Source organism: Gemmatimonas sp., assembly GCF_031426495.1.
Lineage (GTDB): Bacteria > Gemmatimonadota > Gemmatimonadetes > Gemmatimonadales > Gemmatimonadaceae > Gemmatimonas.
This window is the reverse complement of record NZ_JANPLK010000081.1, coordinates 1-25,308: the sequence shown is the minus strand read 5'-3', so window position 1 is coordinate 25,308 and position 25,308 is coordinate 1. Positions and strand designations below refer to the sequence as shown.

Below are 25,308 nucleotides of genomic sequence, written 5' to 3'. Positions count from 1 at the left end.
GCCCCCTGATTCCCTCCCCCCTGCTCACCCTTGAACCGCCTGCCTCCTGCCCCCTGATTCCCTCCCCCCTGCTCACTAGGGTGTTAGGCTGTTCAACATGGCACGGAACGCGCACTGTACGTGAACGGAAGTCGCCCGATGTCCCGTGCCCCCTTCGCATTGACCCGCTCCACCGATTCCACAGCACCCGATTCGCCTGCCGCGGCCACACCGTGGCATGCCACGTCTGCCGAGCAGACACTGGCCACGCTGGAGAGCTCGGCTGAGCGAGGACTGAGCGCCGACGTCGTGCAGGCGCGCACGATCGAATACGGCGAGAACGTGCTGCAACACGCGCGCAGTCGCGGTCTCCTGCGCATGCTCCTGGCACAGTTCGCCGACACCATGGTGGTGGTGTTGCTCGTGGCCGCGCTCATTGCGGGCGTCGTAGGCGAGCCGGAGGATATGATCGCCATCATCGCGATCGTGAGCCTGAACGCGGCCCTCGGATTCGCGCAGGAGTATCGCGCCGACCGCGCCATGGCCGCACTCGGCGCGCTTGCCCAGCCGCTCACGCAGGTGAGGCGCGACGGCACGGAAGTGTCGGTGCCATCGACCGCGCTGGTGCCGGGCGACATCGTACTGCTTGCAGCGGGCAACATCGTGCCGGCCGATATGCGTCTGCTCGACGCAGTGCATCTCAGCATCGAGGAGGCAGCGCTCACCGGCGAGTCGGTACCCAGCCGCAAGGATCCCGCCGCGTGTCCGTCAAACGCCAGTGCCGTGGGCGATCAGACGTGCATGAGCTTCAAGGGCACGACAGTCGTCGCCGGACGCGGAACCGGCATCGTGGTTGCCACCGGCATGCGCACCGAGCTCGGTCGCATTGCCGCCATGCTGCGCGACGAGCCCGAATCACCGTCACCCCTGCAGCAGCGCCTGTCCGTGCTCGGGCGCAAGCTCGCCATCGCCGTGGTGGCGCTCTGCACCATCATCTTCGCAGCCGGTCTCCTGCGCGGCGAGCCGGTGCTGCTGATGTTCATGACGGCGCTGAGCCTTGCCGTGGCGGCCATTCCCGAAGCGCTTCCCGCCGTGGTCGCCATCTCGCTCGCCCTCGGCGCGCGACGCATGGTAAAGCAGCAGGCCTTGATCCGCCGACTTCCCGCCGTGGAGACGCTCGGCTCGGTGACGTACATCTGCACCGACAAGACCGGCACGCTCACCGAGAACCGGATGCACGTGGACACCGTCGTGCTCGGCGACGGCACGGCGTGGACGTTGTCACAGCCGCCGGCGCACGACCTCACGCCGCTGTCCGAAGTCATGACGTTGTGCACCGACGTCACCGTCGGTGCAGAGGGCGCGCTGGTGGGCGATCCTACCGAGACGGCCCTCGTGCGCGCGGGCGCCGACGCCGGCGTGAACAAGAGCGCGCTCGACGCGCACTGGCCGCGCGTGGGCGAGGTGCCGTTCTCGTCGGAACGGGCGCGCATGACGACGATACATCGCCATGAGAGCCGCGTCATCGTATGCACCAAAGGCGCGCCCGAGCGCGTGATCGCCGGCTGCACGACCATGCGGAGCGCCGAGGCGATCGTGCCCATCGACGCGGCGCGCGTGCTGCAGCAGGCCGAATCGATGGCCGCGGCCGGCATGCGCGTGCTGGCGATCGCCACGCGTACGCTCACTGAGCAGCCGGACTCGCCCGAACACGCCGAGCAGGAGCTCACGCTACTGGCGCTGGTCGGACTTATCGACCCGCCGCGTGCCGAAGCGAAAGCGGCCGTGGAAACCTGTCAGGCGGCCGGCATTCACGTGGTCATGATTACCGGTGATCACCCCGCTACTGCCCTCGCGATCGCCACGCGATTGGGCATCGCTGGTGCCAACGATGTGGTACTCACCGGGCAAGACATCCCGGGGCTATCCGACGAAGACCTCGCGCAACGCGTGACCGAGGTGCGCGTGTTTGCGCGCGTGGCCCCTGAAGACAAACTGCGTATCGTGAAAGCGCTGCAGTCGCGCGGCGAGTACGTCGCGATGACTGGCGACGGGGTGAACGACGCACCGGCGCTCAAGCGCGCCAACATCGGCATCGCGATGGGACGTGGCGGCACCGATGTGGCTCGCGAGGCGGCGCACATGGTGCTGCTCGACGACAACTTCGCCACCATCGTGAAGGCGGTGCACGAAGGGCGTCGCATCTACGACAACATCCGGCGCTTCGTGCGCTTCGTGCTGTCCACGAACGCGGGCGAGATCTGGACGCTCTTTCTCGCGCCGTTCTTGGGACTGCCGCTGCCGTTACTGCCGATTCACATCCTGTGGATGAATCTCGTCACCGATGGCCTGCCCGGCATTACACTGGCCACCGAGCCGGCCGAGCCGGATAGTATGCAGCGGCCGCCGCGCTCACCGCAGGAAAGCTTGCTGGCAGGTGGCCTGTGGCAGCACGCGTTGTGGGTCGGCCTGCTGATGGCCGCGCTGGCCCTGAGTACCCAGGCGCTCACGATCCGCGAGGGGAACAGTCATTGGCAGACGATGACGTTCACCGTGCTCACGCTCTCGCAGCTGTTCCACCTGATTGCGATTCGCTCCGAGCGGCTCTCGATCTGGACTCTGGGCGTACGCGGCAACCCGGCCCTGTTCTACGCCGTCGTCGGGGCGTTCGTGTTGCAACTTGGCACGCTGTACGTGCCGGCGATGAATCGCATCTTCCACACGGTGCCGCTCTCGTGGCGGGAACTCGCGGTGTGCGTTGCGGTGTCGTCGGTGGTGCTGTTCGCGGTGGAGGGAGAGAAGTGGCTGCGACGTCGGCGGTCCACAACCGAGTGACGGGACGGACCCGGCCGCGCTCGCATTGACAGCTCCTGATACCTGCCGTCACCTTACCGACGGCAGAGGTTCGTGGGTCTGAAGATATGAACTCCACCGAGCGTTTCCAATGTTGAATGCCCCAAGACGACTGTGGCTCCTCGTGACTGTCACGCTCGTCAGTTCCTCCCCAGCGAGCGCTCAGCCGATCGCCGACTCAGCCGAGTCGCTGTTTCTCCGCGGCACCGAACATCTTTCCATCGGCGACTCTGCGTCAGCCATCTCATCGTTCGAAGTAGCGGCACGTCGTGCTGGGAAGCGCGGCATCTATTGGTATTCATTCGCCTCAGTGGCCGCGGCGACTACGAAATCATCATGGCGAACGGTGTCGATGCCGCATGGGATTGCGCGGCGGCGTATGCTGGCCGACAGCGGCTTTGCATTAGCCATCGAGTACGAACCAGACAGCGTGCGCTGGGCCGTGGACTATGCGGATTTTCTGTTTCGATCCGACGTGGTCAACTTTCAGCGCGCCACGGGAGTGCTTCGTTCGGCGCTGCGCCGGGCCGAGCGGGGCACTGACGATAGACTGAGCAGTATCATCGCAGATCGCATCGGACTGCTGGAGTGGCGGCGATACGAGATCGTGGCGCAGCGACGAATGACCGAGGTAAATCCGAACGTGCGACTCGGCGAGTTCATCAAATGGCCTAAACTGTATCGACAGTTCCGCCAGATGGAGTCGCAACCCCTCACGCCGCCGCTCGGCCTTGAACGAAGCGCCGAGGCGCGGGCATTCTTTCAGCGGGCACTCACGTCGAACCCGCACAATGCGCTCGCTTTTCGACATCTGGCGATGACCATGGCCGAGCGGCGCGAGTGGTTGCCCCTCGACGCCGCTGCTTCGCAGTTCCAACGCGACAACCCCAAGCACCCGTGGGGAGCACTCGTGCGCGGACTCGCGCTGCATCGACTTGGGAGAACAGCGGAGGCCAGCCGGCACTTTGACGATGGCATCGCGATGCTGCCTCCCAATGACGCGCAGGTGTTGTTCGCGATCAACAGAGTCATGCTTCCGAAGGACACCGCCAAACTCAGCACATTGAGTGATTCCGCCAGAGCATCGCTTGAAAAGACATTCTGGGGGGTCGCGGATCCGTCACGCCTGATCGCCGGCAATCTCGTGCAATCCGAGTTCCGTGCGCGTGTGGTGCACGCGGAGCTTCGCTGGTCGAACGAAGAAACCGAGCGAAACGGCGTCGACTCCGACCGCGGCGTGGTGTTCGTTCGCTGGGGGCCACCGGATGACGTCGCGGGATACAAGGACTCGTGGTCAGCCGACGTCCTGGAGTTCTGGGACTACGAGCAGCTCGATGCGAACTTTCTCTTTCACGCGCTTCCGACGTACGGCACCGCACGGATCAATCAGTTCTACCGAGGTAACGTCCTCGAGCACTTGGAGGCGCTGTACCCCGCCGTGTGGCGCAACCTCGAGGCCGTGCGCGAAGTGGCGCGACCGATCGATCTTCGCGCGTATCGCTTTCGGGCCCGCGGCGACTCGAATGCGATGGCCGTGATTGCCACCATCCCTACCGGCGCATGGCACGCCACCGCGAGCACCAACAGCACCGCCACCGTCGCGTTGGCCGTGTTCGATCCGTCGTGGCGATTGGCGGATAGCACCTCTACCCGTCTCGACCTGCGCACCACCGATAGCATGTCGGTATCAGCGGTACAGTTTCGCATGACCCTGCCGTCGTCGGCCACCTTCCTGCGCGCCGATGCGCTTGCCGCCGGCAGCAACCGCGCATCAAAGGCCATCGCCGATCTGCCGCCGCGTTCATCGTCCGGCTTTGACGTCAGCGATCTGCTGATCGCGCGCGAGCTGCGCACGTCGTCGCCAGCGCCGAACCGATGGAGCGACTTCGCGATCACACCACTGGTTGGAGGAGCGATCACATCGGGGCAGCCGATAGACGTACTGTGGGAGATCTACGGCCTCAGTGAATCCGCTGGGCAGGCGCGCTATCGCATATCGCTCGTGGTCGAGCAGCTGGCCAAGAACGGTGCCGTCGCCGTCGCGGTGCGCGCGCTGTCGGGCCTGCGCAACGCCGTTACCGGCACCGAGGGTGCGCGCACCATCCGCGTCTCGTTTGCGCGCGAGTCGGAGTATCGACCGACCATCGTCGAGCAGCTCAAGATCGGGCTCGGCGATCTGACACCCGGCAATTATCGGATGCGCATCGAGATCACCGACGACGTCTCCGGACAGTCACGCCAGCAGGTGCAGCCGTTTGCGGTGCGTAAGCGCTGAGACCGAGGGGACGTTGCGGCGCCGGCGTCACCCCTCGATCGGCTTCCCCTCATGATCCGAGATCAGCACCCACACCGTGCGCGTCCGGCGTGAGTACAGCAACCGCACGGTCACGTCACGCGGGTTCTGCTTGAACGCAAAGTGAAAGCGGAAGCTCGTATCGAGTGATTCACGGATCACGCCTTCCTTGAAGCGTCCGTAGAACTCCTGCACCTTCGTGCACGGCGCGATCTCAGTGAAGAACTGCTTCCCGATCGCGTCTTCCTTGCGCAACGACGCCAACTTCGACTCCACGGCGTTGTAGTTCAAAATCCGCCCGGTCGCGTCCAGCTGGATCATGCCGTACGGCAGTTTGTCCAACTCGTCGTTGGACATGCTATCGGCATTCTCGAGCACGTTGTTCACCGTGTGCTCGGGACGCTGGGAGGGACGGTTTGAATGCGACATGTCGTGATCTAACGACAGGACCGCGGTGGAAGTGCCCGCCCTCCGGCCCTCGCCGGATTTCTGTGATTCGGTGTATATTCGGTATCCTATGCCGAACCAGTACGTCGAACTCCACTGCCACTCGGCACTCTCCCTGCTCGACGGGGCCTCGCTCCCCGAGTCACTGGCGGAGCGGGCCGCCGAACTGGGGTACCCCGCCCTCGCCATCACCGACCACGACGAAATGGGGGGCGTAGTCCGCTTCGGCACGGCCTGCGAAACGCTGGGCATCGGCGGCATCCTGGGCGTCGAGCTCACCGTGCGCATGCCCGACATCGGCAACCCCGGAGCCGAACGACGCACCCATATGGTGCTCCTCGCCGAAACGCGCGACGGCTACCGCAACATCGCCTCACTGGTCACGCGGGCGCGCATGGACAGCGAACGCGGCACCCCCAGTGTGCCGTGGGCGCTCGTCACCCGCCACGTGGAGGGCGTCATGGCCCTCACCGGCTGCCCGCGCGGCTGGGTGCCGCAACTACTGGCCGAAGGCCGTACCGACGACGCCTATACCGCCGCCGGTGAATTACGCGACGTGTTCGGCGAGCATCTGGCGGTGGAATGCTGGGATCATCGCTTACCCGAAGAGCGCGCGCTTGTGCAGCTGCTGCGTCCACTCGCCGCCAAGCTCGGCGTGCCGTGGGTGGTCACCAACAACGTGCACTACGCCACCCCCGAACAGCGCATCGTGCACGATGTGCTCAACACGCTTCGCCACGAACGCACGCTCGACACCATGGGCACGCGCCTGCGTCCCAACGCTGAGTGGGCGCTCAAGAAGCCGTCGCTCGTGTATCAGCGGTGGCGTGGCGCCGAAGAGGGGGTGAAAGCCACGCTGGCCATCGCCGAGCGATGCACGTTTCGGCTCGAGCAGCTCAAGCCGTCCATGCCGGCGTTTCCCCTGCCGCCCGGCATCAGCGCGCAGGAGTATCTCACGCGCCTGGTGGAACAGGGCGCCTACGAACGCTGGAACACGTCGCGCACGCCCAAGCACGACACACAGCTGGCGCACGAACTGGCGATGATCGGCAAACTCGATCTCGCCGGATTCTTTCTCACGGTGTGGGACATCGTGCGCTTCGCAAGACGCGAAGGGATTCTCTGCCAGGGGCGTGGCTCCGCCGCCAATTCGGCCGTGTGCTACTGCCTTGGCATCACGGCGGTCGATCCCATTCGCATGGAGCTGTTGTTCGAGCGGTTCTTGAGCGAAGGACGCAAAGAACCACCGGACATCGACATCGACTTCGCGCACCGTGATCGTGAGCGCGTACTGCAGTATGTGTACAATCGCTACGGACGCGAACACGCGGCCATGGTGTGCGAGCAGATCACCTGGCGCGGACGCAGCGCCGTGCGCGATGCGGCGCGCGTGCTGGGCTTCTCGGTGCAACAGGGCGACATGCTGGCGTCGCTCAGTGATCGGTTCAGCGCGCGAAGCACGGCGGAGGCGTTACGGGTCGACAAGGAGCCCGCCGCGAACACGCCGGGCGCCGAACCGAGCGCCGAACCCGCCACCGACGCCGATCGCTTAGGCCAGCAGATGATCGGCGGCACCGAAGCGACCACCAAGGCGCGCGTGGTCCGTGAGGCGTCGCGCAAAGTCGCGTCCACGCAAACGAAGACGCAGCGCGCCCCGAAAGGCCCCACCGACCGCGACGGCACCTGGGCGCAGGTCATCGACATGCAGGCCGAGCGGAAGATCGCGGCCGATGCGCGCGCGCAGCTCGGTCCGCTGGCCAAGGGCAGTGACAGCAGCCGCACGAATGACTCCGAACCCCACGAAGAACGCCGCAACCGCACCACCGCCACCCGCGACACCGCCAGTGGTCGTGAAGTGTTGTCGCGCGCCGGGCTCGATCCCAACGACGAACGCGTGCGCCGCTTGGCCGATGTGGTCGCGGGGCTGCACCAACTGCCGCGCCACCGCTCCATTCACGTAGGCGGGTTCATTCTCACCGAAGAGCCGCTGGGCTCCATCGTGCCCATCGAGCCCGCCTCCATGCCGGGGCGCACGGTCATCCAGTGGGAGAAAGACGATCTCGATCCCGTGGGTTTGGTCAAGATCGACTTGCTGGGGCTCGGCATGCTCACCGTCGTGCAGGATTGTCTGTTGTACATCCGGCACACGCGCGGCACCACGATCGATCTCGGACAGCTCGACATGAGCGATCAGGCCGTGTACGACGTAATGTGCCGCGCCGACACCGTGGGGCTGTTTCAGATCGAGAGCCGCGCGCAGATGAACACGCTGCCGCGCTTGAAGCCGCGGTGCTTTTACGATCTCGTGGTCGAAGTGGCGCTCATCCGGCCGGGACCCATTCAGGGCGAGATGGTGCATCCGTATCTGCGACGGCGCGCCGGACTCGAGCCGGTCACCTATCCGCACCCCATGCTGGAGAAGGTGCTCAAGCGCACGCTGGGGGTGCCGCTTTTTCAGGAGCAGGGCATGCAGGTGGCGATCGTTGCCGCCGGCTTCACGCCCACCCAGGCCGATCAGCTGCGTCGCGCGATGGGGCACAAGCGCTCGCGCGAACGCATGGCGCAGATCTGCGAAGAACTGATTGCCGGCATGGCGAAGAACGGCATCCCCGAGGAAACCGGCCGTCGCATTTACAACCAGATCAACGCCTTCGCCGACTACGGTTTTCCCGAAAGTCACGCGGCCAGCTTTGCGCTCATCGTGTACGCCACCGCCTGGCTCCGGCACTACTACGCGCCAGAGTACACCGCGGCCATTCTCAACGCGCAGCCAATGGGCTTCTACGCGCCGGGCACGCTCATCGAAGATGCCAAGAGACACGGTGTGGAAGTGCGTCCAGTCGATCTCACCCGCAGCACCTGGGATCACGCCCTCGAGATGGCCGACGGACGCGTGCTCGTGCCCAACGATGGCGTGGTGCGCTGGGGGCGTCAGATCGGCCCGCAACCCATGCGCGATGTGGTGGCGGTGCGACTCGGTGTGCGACTCGTACGTGGACTCGGCGCCAAGGCCCGTCGTGCACTCGAAGCGGCGCTGGTGCAGGGCCCGTTCACCAGTGTCGACGACGCCGTGCGTCGGGTGTCGCTCGACAAAACCTCATGGCGTCGACTGGCCGAAGCCGGTGCCTTCGACAGCATGTTCGCGCACGAGCCAGCCGAACGGCGACGGCGCGTGGCGCTGTGGGAAGTGATGGCCGCCACCCGTGGCCCCGAGCTGCCGCTGGCGCCCTTTCAGGCGCAGCCGGTGCCCACCCAGCTGCCGGCCTACACGCCCATCGAACTCACCGAAGCCGACTACCGCATGACCGGGCTGTCGTTGGCGGGGCATCCCATGAAACACGTGCGCCCCATTCTGGCGCCCAACGGCGTGCTGTCGGCCCGTGAAGCGCACGAACTGGGCAAGGACGGTCAGCGCGTGGCCGTGGCCGGCCTGGTGATCTGTCGTCAGCGTCCGGGTACGGCCAAGGGATTCGTCTTTCTCACCCTCGAAGACGAAACGGGGATGATCAACATCGTGATCACCCCCGATCGCTTCGAAGAACATGCGCTGCTCATTTCCCGGTCACCCATGCTGCTCATTCGCGGCACGCTGCAGGTGGAACAGCATGTGGTGAACGTGCGCGCCAAGCAGTTCAAGGCGCTGGAGCTGGGCGGCGGCGAACAGCATGTGAAGGGACACAACTACCGGTAGCGATCCCACGACGTCACCGCGTGTCCGCCGAACAGCATGCGGTGGATGGCCGGCGACGCCACGGTGGCGGGATAGGTGGGCACGATCGCGCTCGCCGCATCGAGCCGCGCCAACTGATCGGCACTCAACATCACATCGAGCGCGGCAATGTTCTCCCGCAGCTGCGACACACGACTCGCGCCAATGATCAATCCCGCCACGGTGGGCTGCTGCGACGACCAGCGCAGCGCCACCTGCGCTGGCGTGCATTCGAGCTCCTGCGCCACGGCGACGACGGTATCGAGAATGTCCCAGTTGCGGTCGGAGAACTTGGTATCGCCAAACGGATTGGCGCCGTTCAAGCGACCGTCGCTTTCCACCGACGGAGCGGCCGACGCGCTCGCCGACGTATCGGGCAGCGCAAAACCCACGCCCTGCGTTGCCGCGACCTCCTCGCGGCGATACTTGCCCGTGAGCAGGCCACCGCCCAGCGGACTCCACGCCAACAATCCCATGCCCAGCGTGCGCGCCGCCGGCAGCACTTCCTGTTCGACGTGTCGCTCCACCAACGAGTATTCGTGCTGCAGCGCAATCGGCACCGCACGATCGCGTTCGGCTGCGAGCACCGCCAGCTGTGCGATATACCACGCCGGCGCGTTCGAGATACCGAAGTAGCGCACCTTCCCCGACGTGACCAGCGCGTCCATCGTGTGCAGCACTTCTTCCGCTGGCGTGATCATATCCCAGATGTGGATCCAGTAGAGGTCCACGTAGTCGGTGCGCAATCGCGACAGCGAACGATCCAGCGCCGCGTACAGATTCTTGGCCCCATTGCCGCCGGCATTCACGTTGCCGCGCGCCCGCGAGAAGCCAGCCTTGGTGGCCAGTACGATTTGGTCACGAAGCCCGCGTTCCTCGATGAACCGGCCCACCATTTCTTCACTGCGGCCACCGGAGTACACGTCGGCGGTATCGATGCAGTTGCCGCCCGCGTCCACGTACGCGTCGAACACCGCGCGCGAGCCCTGCTCCGCCGATCCCCAGCGCTCGGCGCCAAAGGTCATCGTGCCCAGTGACAGCGGGCTCACGACCAGCCCCGAACGGCCTAGCGTACGCACATCGGTCAGCGACATACTACTCCCGTAGGTTTTATAGTGAACACTATGAAACCATACGCACCTTGCCGGCGCCCGTCAAGTCTGTTTATTAGTGAACACTATGGAACACACCAACGCTCCCGCGACCGGCCCGGCGCCCCGTCCCGGACGGCCCCGGTCGTTCGATCGCGACGCCGCCCTCGACCAGGCGATGCTGTTGTTCTGGCGGCACGGCTACGAGTCCACGTCGCTGAGCGAACTCACCGCCGCCATGGGCATTTCTCCGCCCAGTCTGTACGGCGCGTTCGGCGACAAGAAGGCGCTGTTCTTCGAGGCGCTCGACCGCTACCTGTCGGGGCCGGTCACGTCGGCAACGATCATTGCCGATGCGGCCACCGCGCGCGAAGCCGCACACGACCTGCTCCGCATGTCCGCGCGCGCGTTCACCGGCAAGCACACGCCGCCCGGATGCCTGCTGGCCAGCTCCGCCATCAGCTGCTCGGAAGCCGCGACGGATGTGAAGGAGCAGCTGGCCACCATCCGCCGCGGCATCGAGCAGCGACTGCGGAAAACAATCGCCCACGACATCGATCACGGCGTCTTGCCCGACTACGCCGACGCCACCGCGCTTGCGGCCCTGACCATGGCCGTCATTCAGGGCATGTCGACCCTCGCTCGCGACGGCGCCTCGCGCGACAAGCTGCTCAAGATTGTGGAGACTACGATGCAGGCGTGGCCGGCGCCCTAATCGGGACTACTTCACCCATGCGATAAACGGGAGGTCGTTACCAATGGTGGGATCGAACACGCTCACCGATGTCCACGGAAAGCCCGCCTGCAGCTGGAAGCCCTGACCGCCGGCATACAGATCACCCGAGCCGGCGAAGCCTGCGGGCACGTTGCAGTACGTCGAGTACGACGGTGCCGTCGCCACCGCTTCGAGCGTCACGCCGTACACACGTCCGCGGCGCAGGGGCACACCAGCTCCGGTGCCAACCGGAATCGCGTGAAAATCGCGCAACGTGCGTGGCTGCCCGAACTCATTGGTGGTCGGCACCGTGACGACGTCGTCGCTGAGCACCGCGCCCGTGAGCCCACCAGTGCGAATCTGCACACGCAATTGGGTTCCCGATGCATCGCACAACACCGGCAGCCCGACGAAGCCCAACGTGACATTGGCGGTGGCCGTGAACGTCTGTCCCAGAATCTGCGACACCGATGACGGGAAGATCGTCAGCTGCGGCACGCACCCATCGACGTCCGAGACGCATCCGGTGATCGCCGTCATGCTTGGGCCTTCCTGATAATCCGCCAGATTGCGAACGGGTTGTGGCTTCCTCGCGAACAGCGCACTGCCCCCGTTCGTACCAGCGTCATTGACGGTCGCTAGATCGGTGGGCAGCGGGGACGAACAGCCAACGACCAGCACGGCGGCGACGGCGGTCATGGCCAATACGGCCGGACGGAATGACGTCATGCAAACTCCTAATCCAGGTGAGCGAGAGATGAGAGCGATCCGTGAGTCGCGCGAGCGCGCGGCTCGGAACAGCCACATCATTGCGACTCGTCCTCAAATGCTCTTGAAACGGCGGTCGGTCGCGTGCGTCCATTGTCAAACGCATACGGCACCAGCGTTTGCGATTGCTCTCTGATCTCCGCGCCCTATCATTCCGCATGCCCATGAGCCCGGCCGATTCGTCGGCACGATTCGACCTCGTCACGCTGGGAGGCCTGCGTATCACCGCCGGTGCCGCCGCCCGTGATGGCGACGGGCTGCAGGCCGACGCGTTGAACGCCCGAAAGCGCGTCCTCGCCGTGCTCACCGTCCTGGCGCTCTCCGAGCGGCCGCTGTCGCGCGACACGCTCGCCGACTTCTTGTGGAGCGACCGTGATCCAGTGCGGGCGCGCCATTCACTCGCCGAGGCGTTGTCGTATCTCCGCAGCATCCTCGGCCGAGACGCCATCGCCTCCCGCGCCCAGGAGCTGAGCCTCTCGCCAGGCGCGCCCGTACGCGTCGACGCCGCCGTCTTCTCCGCCGCGGTCGACGGCGGCGCGTGGCAGACGGCCATTGCCTATTACGGGGGCCCGTTCCTCGACGGGGTGTACGTCGAGCGCGCCCCGCGATTCGATGATTGGGCCATGCGCGAGCGCGAACGCCTGCGCGAGCGCATCGCATTCGCCTGCGCCAGCGAGTGCGCGCAACAGACCGCTCAGGGACGGAGCGGCGACGTGGCGGCGATCGCCCGGCGGTGGCTCGACGAGTGTCCCCTCGATACGAACGCCGCCGTGCACTGGTTCACAGCCCTGGCCGCCCCCGGCACGCGCGACGCGCACCGGCTCACCCTCGAACAGTTTACCGCGTATCGCGACCACCTCGACCGCGAGTACGAGTTCGCTCCCGAGCCCGAGATCGTCGCCGTCATCACCCGCATACGAGAGGCGGTCGAGCGCGACAAGCCGAGTCCCAGCAACCGGATGCCACCGGCTGACGAGGCGATGACCGACCGACTCATCGTCGACGTCGCGGAGCCGACGGTCGTTGCGGTGGAGCCGACGGCCGTTGCGGCGGAGCCCACGGCCTCAACCACGGCGACACCGAGGCGCGCCGCCCCACGCCGGCGCCTTGCCATCGCGGCATCGATTCTGTTGGTGGCTGCCGCCGCCAATGCGCGATTCGTCGGGCGCTGGTTTGGCGCGTCGTTCGGCGCGTCAGCCGACGTGCTCCCTACGCCGACTCTGGTGGTCGTGACCGACGCCGAGAACTCGACCGGAGACGCCGGTCTCGGCGCCGCCGTCTCCGTGGCGGTATCGACCGCGCTTGGTGACGCCCGCACAGTGCGGGTGCTGTCGGCCGATCGCGTGCGGTCGCTGCGGGCCATGTCGTCACCGCTCGGCGACTCGACACGAACCGACGGTGCCCCCTTCACCGAAATGCGCGCCCGCGACGTCGCGCAGCGGAGCGGTGCCGCCGCGGTCGTCGTACCGATCGTCGTGGCGCTTGGCCCACGCTTTCGCGTGGCGACACGCATCGTGAATCCGGTGGATGGACAAGCCGTCGCCACCTTTCAGACCGAACCAGTCGATTCCACGCAGCTGCTGCGCGCGATCGACGATGTGGTCCGACAGGCGCGTCACCAGTTCGGCGAAACGGCGAAACAGGGCCGCACCAATCCGCCGCTCCCCGACGCGACCACAACATCACTGGCCGCGTTGCGCTACTACGCGACCGGACTCGACGCGTTCAATCGGTCCGACTACGGCGCAGCGCGCGCAGCGCTGGAGAAAGCCGTTCTGGCCGACAGCTCATTCGCGCTTGCCTGGGCGCAACTCGGCGCCGTGCATGCGTGGACCAATGATCCGTTGGGTAGCGAGCGGGCCTTCCTCATGGCTGAGCGCTTCCTGTCGCGACTCACGCCGCGTGAGCAGATGATTGCGTCGGCGTCTATCGCCCGGTGGCGCGCCCAACCGGAGCAGGCGGCATCGATTCGAGCGCGGTGGCTGGCCGCGCACCCCGAGGACGTCGGTACCATGAGCGCGCACGCCTACGACCTGTTCCGGGCGCGAAAGTATGCACAGGCCATCGCGCAATACGAGTCACTCTTACGTCGGGACTCGACCGACGACAACGCGTGGTTCAACCTGGGCGCCTCGTACCGCGTGATCGGTTCGCCTGGCAGCTATGACCGATCACTGCGCGCCTACGCTGCCGGGTTCAGGCTCGTGCCGCGGGCGCTGGACGAAGCCGGCATGTTGCAGGCATACGGATCGCTGCTGGTAGAATCCGGTCGCGCCGACTCCGCCGCGCGCATCTTTACGCGGGCGCTGGCAGGAGAACCTGGTGTGGCCGCACGGGGTAATCGCTCGCTCGGCATGCTGGCGATCTGGCGCGGACAACCGCGCGACGCGATCGCACCACTGCAGCGCGCGATCGACGCCACCGTGCGATTGAAGCAACCGTTGAGTGAACTGCGCGGCCGCCTGCTGCTCGTGCAGGCATGGCGCATGCTCGGCGCGAGCGCTGAGGCGACGCGCGAACGCGCGCGCGTGCTGGCGGTGTCACGCGCCGTCACCGAGCCGACAGCGTTGTACTGGGCGGGCCAGCTGCTGGCGCGCTCCGGCAACATATCCGGCGCCAGCGAGTTGCTGGATACGCTGCGCGCACGCAGCATTGCGGCCAATCCCACGCATCGCGCGGCGCGCCAGCTACTCGAGAGTGAACTGGCGGTAGCACGGGGCAAGCCCGCGGAAGGCGTGCGGCTGGCGACGGCCGGCGCATCGGGTGACAGCACGGTGATCAGTTACGAATCCATCGCCTACGCCGTGGAGAGAAGCGGCAACCGCGCGCAGGCCCGACAGCGCTACGAAGCGATCGCGCAGACGCGGTTTTCGTTCGGCTGGGAAGGCACGCTCGTGCAGCTCGTGGCACCACAGATTGCCGCGCAGCTCGCGCGCGCGGACGGAGACACCGCCGCAGCTACGCGATGGGACGTTTACGCCCGCGAGCGCGCTTTCTCGAGAAAGTAGCCCAGTGCATTCACCCCCTGAGACCAGGCCAGCAGCGCCACCTGCACCACTGGCCGGCGCGTGCGCCCGCGCTGCAGCGGATAGCCCAACAGCGCCGCGTAGAATCCCGGTGATTCGGTTTCCCGCACGCCGGTCTGCCGTTTCGCGCGCGCCTGATGAAAGGTCCACGCGCCACGGCCGTAATTCAGATGCTGGCGCGTATAGCTGCGGAAGCTCATCACGTGATGATGCTGCACGAGCGCCTCACGGGCGTACACGTGCGGCCAGCCGGCCGCCTGCCAGCGATCGGTGAGATCACGGTCTTCACCCGCCGGAAGCCGGAACGTGGTATCGAAGCCGCCGATCGTCCGGAACGACGCGGTCGCCCCGGCGAAGTTGTTGGATGTAAAGAATCGCGGACCACGAGTGGCCGCCGAGTCGAACCGATCGTACAGAAAATCGATCAGCAGCTGGCTGGCTTCAGAGAACACGTTCTCGTCGAGCGCGTTGCGCACGTGACCACCGACCAGCGCGTTCGGTGTGGCGCGCAACGCCGCATCGATGGTGGCCAGCCAGGTGGGCGCCGGCGCGCAGTCGTCGTCGGTGAACGCCAAACACTCGCCCTGCGCCTCGCGGATACCGGTGTTGCGCGCTGCGGCGGGACCGCCCCACTCCTGACGGATGGAGCGGATTGTGAGTCGCTGGCGGAACGCCTCGATTTCGTCGTTGGGTAAGGGCGGCGAGCCGTCGTTGACGATGACGACTTCGAAGTCATCGCGCGCAAGCGTTTGCGCCGCGAGTGCCGTAAGGCATCGACGCAGCTGCGGCAGACGGGCGCGGGTGGGGATGATGACGGAGAAGCGCGGGGACGTCATGGGGCGGATGCTGCCGGGTTCGCCGACTCGACGGGCGCGGCGACGAAGGGCAGCAGATGCGTGGGAATCTCCCGAAGCAGGAGCAGCGCCGATACCAGCGCGATGCAGATCACGACGAGCTTTGCGACGGTGCCGACGGCCGTCGAGGCAGGCCACGCCGCACCGGCCGCGTAGGCGACCAGCGCGAGACCGCCCGCCACGACCACCGTGCGTAGCGGAACATGGACGCCTTCATGCCGCTCTACCAGCAGCTGCCCAACGCTGGCAGCTGCCGACGACACGAGCACGGACGCAAGCGCGGCTCCCGTCGTACCATACCGAGGCACCAGCACCAGCGCGCACACCACGAGGGCAACGAGCATCGGCGCGGTCAGGCCAACGACGTACCACGCGCGATCGGACGCGACCAGCAGCACCGTCGACACCGATACGGCGATGAGCGCCGTGGCCCCGACGATGAGCAGCCCAAACGGTGCGGCCGCATCCAGGAACTCGGCGCCGTAAATCACGCGCATGATTTCCGGCGCCGCGCCCGCCGCCAGCGCGGCGAAGGGCAACACGAGAAACGGCAGTCGCAGCACGTCCACCTGGAGTCGGCGCACGTCGGCCCCGCTTCCATCACGCCGCATGCGCGTTACGGTCGCCAGTACCACGGGCGACACCGCACCCGTGAGCAGCGACAACACGATCGTGAGATTCTGCGCCGCTCCGTAGTGCCCGAGACTGGTGGCCGTGCTGCCAAGCGCCGCCAACAAAAACAGGTCGGCGCGTTCGAAGAGCCGGGAGCCGATCGCGGCCATCGCGATCGGCGCCGCCATGGTGAGCAGGCCGAGTCGAACCGCCCCGCGCGCCGACGGCTCGGCGCGATGCAGTGCGCCGACGCGCCATCGTGACATCAGCAGCGCCGCAACACTCGACAGCACCATGCCGGTCACCGCGCCCGTGATCGACCAGCCCAGACTCACCAGGCCCAAGACCGCGAGCATGCGCACGATCCATCGCACGGCCGAGATCAGCGAAACCCACGTGTGGTCGCCATTCGCGACGAGCACGCCACGATATCCCTGCACGAGCACGAGGACCGGCAGCTCCAGCGCAAGCAATCGCAGCGTCGGCGTAAGCACGGGGTGTCCGAGCGACACCGACATCCATGGCGCGACGACGAACAACAGTAACCCGAGGCCGCCACCCGCGAGCAGATGCAGGTGCATTGCTTCCGCCGCCACCGGCCGCCAGTCGCCCACCGCTGCGATCGCACGATTCGATGCGCGCGCCAACATTGAACTGGCCGTCCACTGCAGCCACGCCATCGCCGTGGCGGCGAGCGTTAACAGGCCGTATTCCTCGGGGCCCAGTCGTCGCGTCAGAAATCCCGCCGTCACCAACCCGGTCGGGAGGATCAACAACTCCGCCGCGAAGATCCACGCCGAACCACGCCATGGCCGATGCACCGAACGCTGGCTCACGTTCCCGCCCCCGTTGGGACGCTCGTGACCGTTCTCGCCTTCATGGCGCGACCGCGCGTGGACCGCGTAGGAGATCCGCGTACACTGCGAGAATGCGGTCGACGAAGAGATCGTGCCGATACTCGGCCTGCGCCACCTCGTATCCGCTCCGTCCCCAGCTCGCCGCCAGCTGCCGATCGGACAGTACCCGATACAACGCGTCGCTCAGTGCCGGCACCTCGCCGGGCGGCACCAGCAGCCCCGTAACGTCGTTCCGCACGATGTCGACCAACCCACCCGACGCCGACGCAATCACCGCCGCCCCCCGCATCATCGCCTCGACGGCCACCAATCCGAATGGTTCCGCCCACCGAGAGGGCACCACTTGAACCCACCCCGGGCGCGCGATCGCTTCGGCGTCGAGCGGTGACTGCCACCCGTGAAAACGGACGGCCGCTTCCAGATGCAACGAGCGCCGTAACGCTTCAAGGGTCGATCGCTCGGGACCGTCGCCGATGATGTCGAGCGTCGCCTGCGGCAAGCGCGCGTGCAGTCGCGCGAACGCCTGCAGCAGAACGTCGACACCCTTCTCCCGTACGAGGCGTCCCACGAAGACTGCCGTCGGCGCGTCAGCCATCGCCACCGGCCACGCGGCGTCGGGCAATCCGTTCGGAATCACCGTGATGTTCCTGATACCATCGGCGGCGAGGACGTGGGCCGTGGCGTCACTCGTTGTAATGGTTGCCCGAAACCGGTCGCGCCACTGACGGCCCGCCTGGAGTTGCATCATCAGAGGCAACCAGTCGCGCGCGGGTACGCAACCGGACGTGCAACACACCGTCCCGGCTCGCTGCACGCACAGGTCACCAGTTGGCAACAGCTTCGTGCCTGTCGGACATACGGCGCGATACCACACCGCGTGATAAAGCGACGGTACGCGGCGCAGCACCGGTAAGATCAACGGGGATAGTTGCGTGTTGTAGCTGACCACATGCACGACGTCGGGCGTGAAGTCGTCAAGGGCGCGACGAAGCGCGCCCGGCGCCCACGGATTCGCCGACTGGAGCGCCGTGCGCCACCGCGACCGTGTGCCGCGACATGCGTACTCGGGACGCAGCGGCGAATCGGCTGGCAGATCATCCAACCCCGCCGTACTCGTGAAGCGGCGCACGTCATGCCCTCGACGTCGCAGCCCATCAACCAAGGCGGCGTTCACGACCTCTGCCCCACCGAACAGCGGCGCGTAGTCGTGCACCAGAAGAATGCGAAGGGACTTACTCATCGCGCGCGCGCTCGACCGCCACCTACCGCGACTCGCACGCTCGTCAGCGCATTCATGGCCATGGCGAGCACGCCGAGGAGAGCTGTCGATGCATTACACCCAATGTAACGTGGCGGACGCGGCTACTTCCCCTGCAGCATGCCCATCACCTGCGTCAGCATCGCGCTGCTGCCCGGCGTGACGGCGCCATCGGGCGTGAGTTTATCGACCAGCTGCGGCAGCATCGCGGCGAGCCCGCCCAGCGCCTGCGACGGATCGACACCCGCGGTCGCGGCAGCCTGCGTGACGGCGGTCCCGCCCAACGCCTGCTCGAGTTGCGCCGGCGTGACGGAGCGGTTCGCCCCCGTGCTCACCCACGACGACACAATCTCACCCAAGCCACCGCTCTGCAGCTTCTGCACGAGGCCACCGACCCCGCCGTTCTGCTGTACGAGCGTCATCGCCATCCGCAGCAGCGCCGTCGACGACGTGCCGCCCGGTGCCGCCGTGTTGCCCAGCAAGCCGCCAAGCATCTGCTCAATGCCACCGGCCTTGCCGCCCAGCAGCGAGCCGGCCATGTCGCCCAACGCTCCGTCAAACAATCCCATCACTGCTCCTGAAAAGGTCCCGTAAACCTATGCACTACGAACACATGTCGCACGGAGATCGTCAACGGCCCTCGACAACCGCGATCTCAGGGGTCGACGACGTTCAGCCGTACCCTGCCGCCCGGCGCGTCCATGGTGGCAACCGACCGCAGATGTCCAGTCAGTGGCGTCACCGCGAGTAGCGGGACGCCGGAGCGTGGCAAAACGGCCAGCGTTTCGCGCGCGCGGCCCGACGGACGGTCCCATCCACTCCCACCCCGACGGTGGCGGCCATGCCATTCTCCACGTGCCATTCACTGCGTGCAGCGTCGGCGGCGATCCGCCGGCCGGGTCGGCCGGAAAGCTCGAACCGCCGTATGCATGAATCCGGCACGCTCTCTGCACACCGGGTATACAGGATCCATACACCGCCCAGGTCCCCGCGAACCCGTACCTACAGCATGTTGTAGCGGTGCCCCCCGTGGACAAGTCATGAAACCAGGAGAATCCGTGACGACCGAGGAAGTCGAAACCATCATCGCGCTGGCCACGCTGGCCTCCATCTCCGATGGATTGCAGGACGAGGCCGAACAGGCCCGCGTCGTCGAGGTGGCACGGAGTCTCGGTCTGCTCGCTCCCGAAACGGTGATTGCGCAGGCGATGAGCGGTGCCCTCACCATTGCCACCTTGGCGGCGCGACTGGAGTCTCCCGAAGCGAAGCGCCTGGCGCATGACACCGCGACCGCCGTGTGTCACGCCAACGGTTGGATCAATCCGAGCGAAGGAAAGTTTCTGCACGATCTCGCCGACGCCCTGCAGCTCGACACCTCGGCAAACGACGATGTGATCGCCGATATCAATCGCGCCGTCGCTGATCACCCGGCGCTGTCGGCCACGCCGTTGGCAGGCGTTCCGGTCGCGGCCGATGCCGCCACAGCGTCGACGACCGTCGCCGCGGCGGCGACGCAGCTCGACGAGCACATCCTCGATCAGGCATTGCTCACCGCGTCGCTCGAACTGCTCCCGGATCGACTGGCCAATCTCGGCATTCTGCCGCTGCAGCTCCGCCTGGTGCATCACATCGGCCAGCGGCACGGTCAGCAGCTCGATACGCAGCAGGTGACGGATCTGGTGGCGACGTTCGGATTGGGCGCGGCGGCGCAGGTGCTCGAGAAGGTGGTCCGTCGCGCCTTCGGCGGCATTGCCGGTGGCCTGCTCGGCGGGCTGTTGGGGGGAGGCGCCGGTATCGCGGGCGGTGCCGCCGTAACCTTCGCCAGCACCTATGCGCTCGGGCATGCCGCCGACCAGTACTACGCGCAGGGACGCTCGCTGTCGTCGGCGGATCTGAAAGCGCTCTTCACGAAGTTTCGCGCCGACGCCGTCACCATTTTCCCGAGGGTCGAGTCGCGGGTGAGTGAGCTTGCCCGCGGCAAGTCGCTGGATGGACTGCTGCGAACCGTGACCCGCTGACGTACGCGGCCTCGCTAGTCCGCGCTCTGTAGCGAGAACACCGTGACTTCCGGGCGCACGTTGAAGCGCACCGGATACATAATCGTCCCCAGCCCGCGGTTGATGTATAGCTGTCGACCGCGGGACAAATCGAAGGCCCCGCTGGTGTAGCGTCGATTCTTGACGGGCAGCATGGGCGGGGGCAGAAACGGTGGCTTGCACTGACCACCGTGCGTATGACCCGCCAGCACCCAGCCATCGTACGCGCCCCAACCCGGCAGGTCCACGCTATCGGGGTTGTGGCTCAGCGCCAGCTGCGCCGCCGCCGGATCGACGCGACTGAACGCGCGCACCGGATCGAATTGCTTGGCCCACAGGTCACCGAGTCCGACGACCTGCAGTTCGCCAGCCATGCCGACCTCGTTCACGAGCACCGTGATACCCAGGTTCTCCAGCGTACCACGCAACCGCGCGGCCACAGCGGGCTCCGCCCAGTCACGGCCGTAGTCGTGATTGCCGAACGACACGAACGTGCCAAGCGACCCGTGCGGCAGCGCGGCATAGATCGCTTCGGCGTGCTCGAACTGCTCGGGATGCTGTGAGATCAGATCACCGGTGACGACCACGACATCAGGCGTGAGCGCGTCGACCGTCGCGAAGCTCTCGCGCACGTAGTCGTCGGACACGCCCGGCCCGATGTGAATGTCGGAGAACTGCACGACGCGCTTGCCCACCATAGACGCCGGCAGCTTGCGGATCTGCAGGTTCACCTGCGTGATGTCGAGCCATTCCGGCTCCACCTCGAAGGTGTAGCCCACCGTTCCCGCCATGGCGGCGGCCATACCACCGGCAGTCAGCAGGAACGCGCGTCGAGAAATCATGACTGAATAATGGCGAAGTGCTCGCGGCCAAGGCATTCTCACGGTCATGCGCTTCCATTTCCGCTCCGCCGCGCTGCTCTGGGCAGTTGCCGGCACCGCCATCGCTCACACCGCCGCCGCCCAACCCGCGCGCTTCCTCGTGCCGGCGGCGGCCCCCGGGACACGCTGGCTCAAGGGCAACACCCATACCCACACCACCAACTCCGACGGCGACACCGGACCCGAGGCGGTCGCGCGCTGGTACAAGAACCGGAAGTACGACTTTCTCGTGCTCTCCGATCACAATGTCTTCACCGATCCGGCCACACTGGCCTCGTTGATGGACTCGACGTTTCTGCTGATCCCGGGGGAAGAGGTCACCACCGGCTTCCAGAAGGCGGCGGTCCATGTGAACGCGTTGGGCATCACCCGCGTGATCGCCGCGCCGCGGGACAGCACGCTGCTGGGCACCGTGCAGAAGACGGTCGACGCTATTCGCGCCGAGCGCGCGGTGCCCCACATCAACCATCCGAATTTTCTCTGGAGCATCGACACGGCGACGCTCTTCCGCGTGAAGAACGACCGGCTGCTCGAGATCTTCAACGGGCACCCCACCGTGCACAACATCGGCGGTGGAGACTGGCCCGGCATGGAAGACGCGTGGGACGCGTTGCTCACCCGCGGCAAGAAGATTTACGGGATCGCGGTCGACGATGCGCACCACTTCCAAGGCGAGTTCGCAAAGGCCCGCGCCAACCCCGGACGCGGTTGGGTCGTGGTACGGGCCCGCTCGCGCGACGCACGAGAGATCGTGACCGCGCTCGACGACGGCCGCTTTTACGCGAGCACCGGACCGGTGGTCGACGAGATCAACGTGACCGAGTCCACTCTGGCGCTGACCATCACCCGGACCGGCGACTTCAAGTACACCACGCAGTTTGTGGGCGCGAGCGGCGAGATCCTCGCCACCGACAAGTCACTCACGCCCTCCTACCGTCTCCGGGGCACCGAGACGTACGTGCGGGCGCGCGTGGTCGATTCCAGCGGCGCGACGGCCTGGATCCAGCCGGTGTTCACCTCCCGGTACCGGGAACGCGCGGCGCCGTAACCAGTCGCTCGTCCCACCCGAAGCGCCCGCCATCCACGATTTTTCGGCTACGGGCTCAACGGCGATCGCTCCCGGAGAGTAAATCTCTCGTTGGCCGTCCGATTCGTGGAACGGCCATTCTCGCCCTCCGGAGGAAGTAGGACATGGTTCACGCAGTGCGCCGTTTCGGTCGTCGGACCGCCACGCTCTTGGCTTTGGCCGCCAGCAGCGCCGCCAGCGGAAGCGCCGCGAAGGCGCAGCTTGGCCCCCAGTCGACCCAGGCCGACGAAGGTCGCGCCAACAAGGGCAACTGGACACTCGCCAATCGCTTCAGCACGGCCGCGCTCCGCGCCATCACCTACACCCAGGCCGTTCAGCCCCGCTTCCTCGGGCAGACGGACTCGATGTACTACAACTGGAAGGATCGGAATGGCAATCGCTTCATGCTCTTCGTACCCTCGCCCACCGGTGGCACCAAGCGCTTGTTGTTCGATCCGGCCAAGCTCGCCGAGCAGCTCACGATGCTCAGCAAGAAGCCGTACGACGCCACCAACCTGCCCTTCCAGACCATCACGTTCCTGAAGAGCCACAAGGCGTTCCGCTTTACGGTGGACACCGTGCGCTACGAGTGGACACTGGCCACAGAAACGCTGAAGTCGAACGGTCGCGTGGTGCGCAACGTACCGCCGCCAGCCGACGAAGAGCTGAACACGCAGGGCGGTGGTGGCCCGGGCGGCGGCGGGGCCCGCGGCGAGTTCCGCAACTACAACAAGGACAGCTCCGCGTTCGTGTTCGCCCGCATGCACAACCTGTACATCGTGGAGAAGGCCAAGAACGACACGGTGCAGATCAGCACCGACGGCGTCATGGACTACTCCTTTGGCTATCGTGACACCACAGAGAATGCGCGGCAGCTCGCCGCCCTCGCCGGCGGCGGACAGCAGACCGACGGGGAGCAGGATGACTCCGACGACGCGAGCAATCGCGATCAGCGCATCCGCCCGAACGTCTCGTGGTCGCCCGATGGCAAGTCCTTCTCGTTCGTGCGTCGCGATCAGCGCAAGGTGAAGGACCTGTTCCTCGTGAACGTGCTCGCCCAGCCGCGCCCCGTGCTCTTGCACTACAAGTACACGATGCCCGGCGAAGAAGACGTCACCCGCAGTGAACTGTGGACGTACCGTCGCGGCGAAACGGCCGTGAAGCAGATCAACGTGGCGAAATGGAAGGACCAGTCGCTGATGAACGTGCACTGGCCCGTGAACGGTGACAAAGTGCGCGTCGTGCGCCGTGACCGTCCGCAGCGCGCCGTCGACTTCATCGAAGTGGACGTCACCACCGGCGCCATCAAGACGTTGCTCACCGACGCCATTGAAGGCGCCGCGCTCGAGCCCAAGAACATCGCCTATCTCAAGCAGGGCGGCGATTTCCTCTGGTGGTCGCAGAAGACCGGCTGGGGCATGTTCTACGTGTACGGCTTCGACGGCGGCGAAAAGCGCCCGCTCACCACGGGGCAGTGGAACGCCAACAGCATCGTCAAGATCGACTCCACGACGCAGCAGGTGTGGGTATCGGGTCAGGGCCGTGAAGCGGGCGAACAGCTCTACCAGACGCACCTCTATCGCGTGAACGGCGACGGCACCGGATTCACCCTGCTCGACGCCGGCAATGCCCACCATGCCACGACCCTTGGTGAGAACGGCACCCCCAGTGTGGTGTCGCCCACCAAGCGCTACATCTACGACTCGTTCTCGCGCATGGACCTGCCGTTCAAGTCGGTGCTGCGCGACGGGGCCACGGGCCGCATCCTCAGTACGCTCGAGGAGATGGACCTATCCAAGCTGAAGGAACTCGGCTTCAAGCCGGCCGAAACATTCTCGGTGAAAGCCGCCGACGGCATCACGGAGCTCTACGGCAACATGTGGAAGCCGTTCGACTTCGATTCCGCGAAGAAGTATCCGATCGTCGCGCACGTGTACCCCGGCCCACAGACCGAGGGCGTGAACTACACGTTCTCCGCAACGGGTGCGCCGCAGCAGCTCGCACAGCTCGGCTTCATCGTCATCCAGATCGGCAACCGTGGCGGCTCACCACTCCGCTCGCTCGCCTATCATCGCTACGGTTACTACAACCTTCGCGACTATGCCCTCGCCGACAAGAAGGTCGGCATCGAGCAGCTCGCCGCGAGGCACAGCTTCATCGACATCGAGAAGGTCGGTATCTACGGACACTCGGGCGGCGGATTCCTCACCGCCGCAGCGCTGATGCTTCCGCCGTACAACGACTTCTTCAAGGTCGGCGTGTCGTCGTCGGGCAACCACGACAACAACATCTACAACGCCAACTGGAGCGAGAACAATCACGGCCTCAAGTTCGTGCCCGTGAAGAAGGACACGACGTCACGCGGCCGTGCTGGCGGGATCGCCGCGAACGGAAACGGGAACGGCAACGTCGCGCTCGGCGGCGGCGCCGCGCCGGCGGACACCATCGGTGCGGACAGCACGTTCCAGATCCGCGTGCCGACCAACATCGAGCTCGCGCCCAACCTCAAGGGACGCCTGCTCCTCACCACGGGCGACATGGACAACAACGTCCATCCCGGCAACACCGTCCGCATGGTGAACGCGCTCATCAAGGCGAACAAGCGCTTCGACTACATGGTCTTCCCCGGCAAGTTGCACGGCTATGGCGACATGCAGCCGTACTTCACGCGGATGATCATGGAGTACTTCGCCGAGCACCTGCTCGGTGACAACTATCGTGGGGATGCGAGTATTCGTTAGGCGAAGCCACTGAGAGACATCGAAGGCCGGCGAGCATTGACTCGCCGGCCTTTCTCGTCAGCGTGCATTGAAGCCTGACAACGCTAAGAGAATTCTAAGCGATGGAGTTGCTAGCCAGCGGT

At 66.0% G+C, this 25,308-nt stretch carries 16 protein-coding genes; 8 read left to right on the top strand and 8 right to left on the bottom strand.

Annotation, left to right across the window (positions count from 1 at the left end; all coding sequences use genetic code 11):
- Nucleotides 1-138 precede the first annotated feature (138 nt).
- Complete coding sequence (locus tag RMP10_RS20950; RefSeq protein WP_310572033.1) at nt 139-2,814, top strand: cation-translocating P-type ATPase; 2,676 nt, start codon at nt 139-141, stop codon at nt 2,812-2,814.
- A 370-nt stretch (nt 2,815-3,184) separates the two neighbouring features.
- Nucleotides 3,185-5,107, top strand: coding sequence for a GWxTD domain-containing protein (locus RMP10_RS20945; RefSeq protein WP_310572034.1), 1,923 nt, complete (start codon nt 3,185-3,187; stop codon nt 5,105-5,107).
- Nucleotides 5,108-5,134: 27 nt separating this feature from the next.
- On the opposite strand, the gene RMP10_RS20940 is transcribed toward RMP10_RS20945, so the two are convergent.
- Nucleotides 5,135-5,554: a PAS domain-containing protein gene (locus tag RMP10_RS20940; RefSeq protein ID WP_310572032.1), complete on the bottom strand. Its 420-nt coding sequence runs from the start codon at nt 5,552-5,554 to the stop codon at nt 5,135-5,137.
- Between the two features lie 88 nt (nt 5,555-5,642).
- Between RMP10_RS20940 and RMP10_RS20935 the strand changes: the two genes are divergently transcribed.
- A complete protein-coding gene (locus tag RMP10_RS20935; RefSeq protein ID WP_310572031.1) occupies nt 5,643-9,263 on the top strand; it encodes a PHP domain-containing protein in 3,621 nt (1,206 codons plus the stop codon).
- On the opposite strand, the gene RMP10_RS20930 is transcribed toward RMP10_RS20935, so the two are convergent.
- Complete coding sequence (locus RMP10_RS20930; RefSeq protein ID WP_310572030.1) at nt 9,254-10,375, bottom strand: aldo/keto reductase; 1,122 nt, start codon at nt 10,373-10,375, stop codon at nt 9,254-9,256. The genes RMP10_RS20935 and RMP10_RS20930 overlap by 10 nt on opposite strands.
- An 85-nt stretch (nt 10,376-10,460) precedes the next feature.
- Here RMP10_RS20930 and RMP10_RS20925 point away from each other — a divergent pair, with 85 nt between their 5' ends.
- Nucleotides 10,461-11,087, top strand: coding sequence for a TetR/AcrR family transcriptional regulator (locus RMP10_RS20925; RefSeq protein WP_310572029.1), 627 nt, complete (start codon nt 10,461-10,463; stop codon nt 11,085-11,087).
- 6 nt (nt 11,088-11,093) lie between these two features.
- Here the strand turns inward: RMP10_RS20925 and RMP10_RS20920 are convergent, their stop codons facing one another.
- Nucleotides 11,094-11,816 (bottom strand): hypothetical protein, encoded by a 723-nt coding sequence (locus RMP10_RS20920; protein WP_310572028.1) that lies wholly within the window; start codon nt 11,814-11,816, stop codon nt 11,094-11,096.
- Between the two features lie 197 nt (nt 11,817-12,013).
- On the opposite strand from RMP10_RS20920, the gene RMP10_RS20915 reads away from it, so the two are divergent.
- The gene (locus RMP10_RS20915; RefSeq protein WP_310572027.1) at nt 12,014-14,863 is read left to right on the top strand and encodes a BTAD domain-containing putative transcriptional regulator; all 2,850 of its coding nucleotides are present in this window, start codon (nt 12,014-12,016) and stop codon (nt 14,861-14,863) included.
- Here RMP10_RS20915 and RMP10_RS20910 read toward each other — a convergent pair.
- The 4 genes from RMP10_RS20910 to RMP10_RS20895 all read right to left on the bottom strand — a co-directional run bounded on the left by RMP10_RS20910 (nt 14,830) and on the right by RMP10_RS20895 (nt 19,031).
- Nucleotides 14,830-15,717 (bottom strand): glycosyltransferase family A protein, encoded by an 888-nt coding sequence (locus tag RMP10_RS20910; protein WP_310572026.1) that lies wholly within the window; start codon nt 15,715-15,717, stop codon nt 14,830-14,832. The two genes, RMP10_RS20915 and RMP10_RS20910, sit on opposite strands and share 34 nt — an antisense overlap.
- Complete coding sequence (locus RMP10_RS20905) at nt 15,714-17,183, bottom strand: oligosaccharide flippase family protein (RefSeq protein ID WP_310572025.1); 1,470 nt, start codon at nt 17,181-17,183, stop codon at nt 15,714-15,716. The genes RMP10_RS20910 and RMP10_RS20905 overlap by 4 nt, the downstream gene beginning before the upstream one ends.
- 40 nt (nt 17,184-17,223) lie before the next feature.
- Nucleotides 17,224-18,444 (bottom strand): glycosyltransferase family 4 protein, encoded by a 1,221-nt coding sequence (locus tag RMP10_RS20900; protein ID WP_310572024.1) that lies wholly within the window; start codon nt 18,442-18,444, stop codon nt 17,224-17,226.
- 122 nt (nt 18,445-18,566) lie between these two features.
- On the bottom strand, nt 18,567-19,031 hold the full coding sequence (locus tag RMP10_RS20895; protein WP_310572023.1) for a YidB family protein: 465 nt from the start codon (nt 19,029-19,031) through the stop codon (nt 18,567-18,569).
- A gap of 489 nt (nt 19,032-19,520) precedes the next feature.
- Between RMP10_RS20895 and RMP10_RS20890 the strand changes: the two genes are divergently transcribed.
- On the top strand, nt 19,521-20,480 hold the full coding sequence (locus RMP10_RS20890; RefSeq protein WP_310572022.1) for a hypothetical protein: 960 nt from the start codon (nt 19,521-19,523) through the stop codon (nt 20,478-20,480).
- A gap of 14 nt (nt 20,481-20,494) precedes the next feature.
- On the opposite strand, the gene RMP10_RS20885 is transcribed toward RMP10_RS20890, so the two are convergent.
- On the bottom strand, nt 20,495-21,340 hold the full coding sequence (locus RMP10_RS20885) for a metallophosphoesterase (protein ID WP_310572021.1): 846 nt from the start codon (nt 21,338-21,340) through the stop codon (nt 20,495-20,497).
- Between the two features lie 46 nt (nt 21,341-21,386).
- On the opposite strand from RMP10_RS20885, the gene RMP10_RS20880 reads away from it, so the two are divergent.
- Both RMP10_RS20880 and RMP10_RS20875 read left to right on the top strand, forming a co-directional pair.
- Complete coding sequence (locus RMP10_RS20880; RefSeq protein WP_310572020.1) at nt 21,387-22,427, top strand: CehA/McbA family metallohydrolase; 1,041 nt, start codon at nt 21,387-21,389, stop codon at nt 22,425-22,427.
- Between the two features lie 143 nt (nt 22,428-22,570).
- A complete protein-coding gene (locus RMP10_RS20875; RefSeq protein WP_310572019.1) occupies nt 22,571-25,186 on the top strand; it encodes a DPP IV N-terminal domain-containing protein in 2,616 nt (871 codons plus the stop codon).
- The last annotated feature ends 122 nt before the right edge of the window (nt 25,187-25,308 follow it).